This window comes from Synechococcus sp. B60.1 (assembly GCF_047462555.1).
Taxonomy (GTDB): domain Bacteria; phylum Cyanobacteriota; class Cyanobacteriia; order Thermostichales; family Thermostichaceae; genus Thermostichus.
This window is the reverse complement of sequence record NZ_JANSJN010000192.1, coordinates 1-1,707: the sequence shown is the minus strand read 5'-3', so window position 1 is coordinate 1,707 and position 1,707 is coordinate 1. Positions and strand designations below refer to the sequence as shown.

The 1,707-nt window shown below is 55.4% G+C and carries 2 protein-coding genes; both read right to left on the bottom strand.

All coding sequences use genetic code 11. The annotated features are described in order from the left end of the window. Positions 1-285: 285 nt before the first annotated feature. Complete coding sequence (locus NW863_RS12920; RefSeq protein WP_414366844.1) at positions 286-1,167, bottom strand: patatin-like phospholipase family protein; 882 nt, start codon at positions 1,165-1,167, stop codon at positions 286-288. A gap of 48 nt (positions 1,168-1,215) precedes the next feature. Then, positions 1,216-1,707, bottom strand: a 492-nt coding sequence (locus tag NW863_RS12915) for a histidine phosphatase family protein (protein ID WP_414366842.1), incomplete at its 5' end; no start/stop codon positions are given.

Sequence of the window (1,707 nt, the reverse complement as noted above, 5' to 3'; positions counted from 1 at the left end):
GATCGCTGTGTGCTGCTGGCCCATCCCGACCAGGATGGAAAATCTGCCCCGGGCTATCTCATCCACCCAGGATTGCTGTTGCAATTTATCCCAATCGAGTGAACTTCAGACCCATTTTGATAGCGGGATCCGTCGAGGAGCGTTTGGTAAAGCTTGAGCCGCGGATCCCTTTAAAGCTTTAGGTTGAACCGCTGGAAAAGTGTTGGTTCACTGCTCCAGCTTTTGGCGCAATTCTGGAATGGCCCGTCGCATTTGCCGATAGCCTTCTCGAATAATGGCATCTGCCTAGTGGAAATCGAAGATGCTGTATTGGCTGAGCTTAGGTTGTAACAGTAAGTCCGGTGGATGTTCGGCCAAAATGCTGTGGGTTACCATTTGCTCCATGATGTTCAAAGTTCTGCCGATAATGTCAAAAATGTTGGGGCCAGAAGGCTCGTCTGGAAACCATTGACTAATTTTTTCCTGGATCGCTTGTTGTAGAGATTGGTACCGTTTGCGGATGCGGGTGATGAAGCTGGTTTCCTCCTCGATCACCTCTCCTTCGACATTGAAGCGCCGGCGTCTTTGAAAAGTTTCTTCTACCTCCGTTTGCTCTACCTCCGGCTCCACATCCGCAGGATCCACGTGGTTGAGGTTGACCGCCAAGACAACCTCGGCGCCCATTTCCCGCACCACCCGTACCGGCACCGGGTTGACAATGCCCCCATCGCTGAGGTAGCGACCTTCGTGCTGAAAAGGAGTGAAAATGCCGGGGATGGAGATGCTGGCCCGCACCGCATCGGCCATTTTGCCGGACCGCAACAGCACCTCTTGGCCTGTAATCAAATCTGTAGCCACGCAACAAAAAGGGATCCCGGCCTCTTCAATGCACAGCTCTTGCAAATGTTCCGTCAGTAGCTCGTAGATTTTGTTGCCCTCCAGAAGGCCACAGGTGGGAAAGACTACATCAAATAAAGACAGGATCATCTTCCAGTTGAGCTCCCGCACAAAGTCCTCTAGCTCATCCAGTTCACCTGCGGCGTAAATGGCTCCGACGAAGGCGCCGATGCTCGTCCCGGCAATGTAATCGATCGGGATCCCGGCCTGTTCTAGCGCCCGGATCACGCCAATATGGGCCCATCCCCTCGCTCCGCCACTGCCCAGTGCCAAGCCCAGTTTTTTGCCCATGGTCGCTTGTTCAAAAAAAGCCCAAAAGATTCTAGTAATTCTAAACTTTTAGGTGCCTGCCCTTTGCCGCAGATCAGGCGGCAAATAGCTGCGTTCTCCCAAACTTTCCAGCAGGGGCCCATAGCGGTCGAACTTGACCACGCTGACCGAGGCAGCCAAAACCTCGATACGATCCCGGTAGCGGCCCAGGTCAATGCCCAGCAGGCTGCAGAGAAGAATCCGAATGGTGGCCTTGTGGGAGACGATCAAGACGTTGCCATCCGACCATTTTGCTTCGATCTCCGCCACAACCGGCAGGGCGCGGTTGGCAATTTGCACGGCGGTTTCGCCGCCTGGAGGAGCGTTCCAGGCCGGCTCGGTCATCCAGCGCCAGTAGGTTTCGGGATGGGCTTCGCGGGCCTCGGCGTGGGTTTTGCCCTCCCACTCACCGTAGTGGATTTCCCTCAAGCCCTCTCGAATCTGCATCTCCAACCCCGTCTTCTCTGCCAGCGGCCTGAGAGTAGCCAAGGTGCGCCGCATCGGGCTGACGTAGAGGGCCTG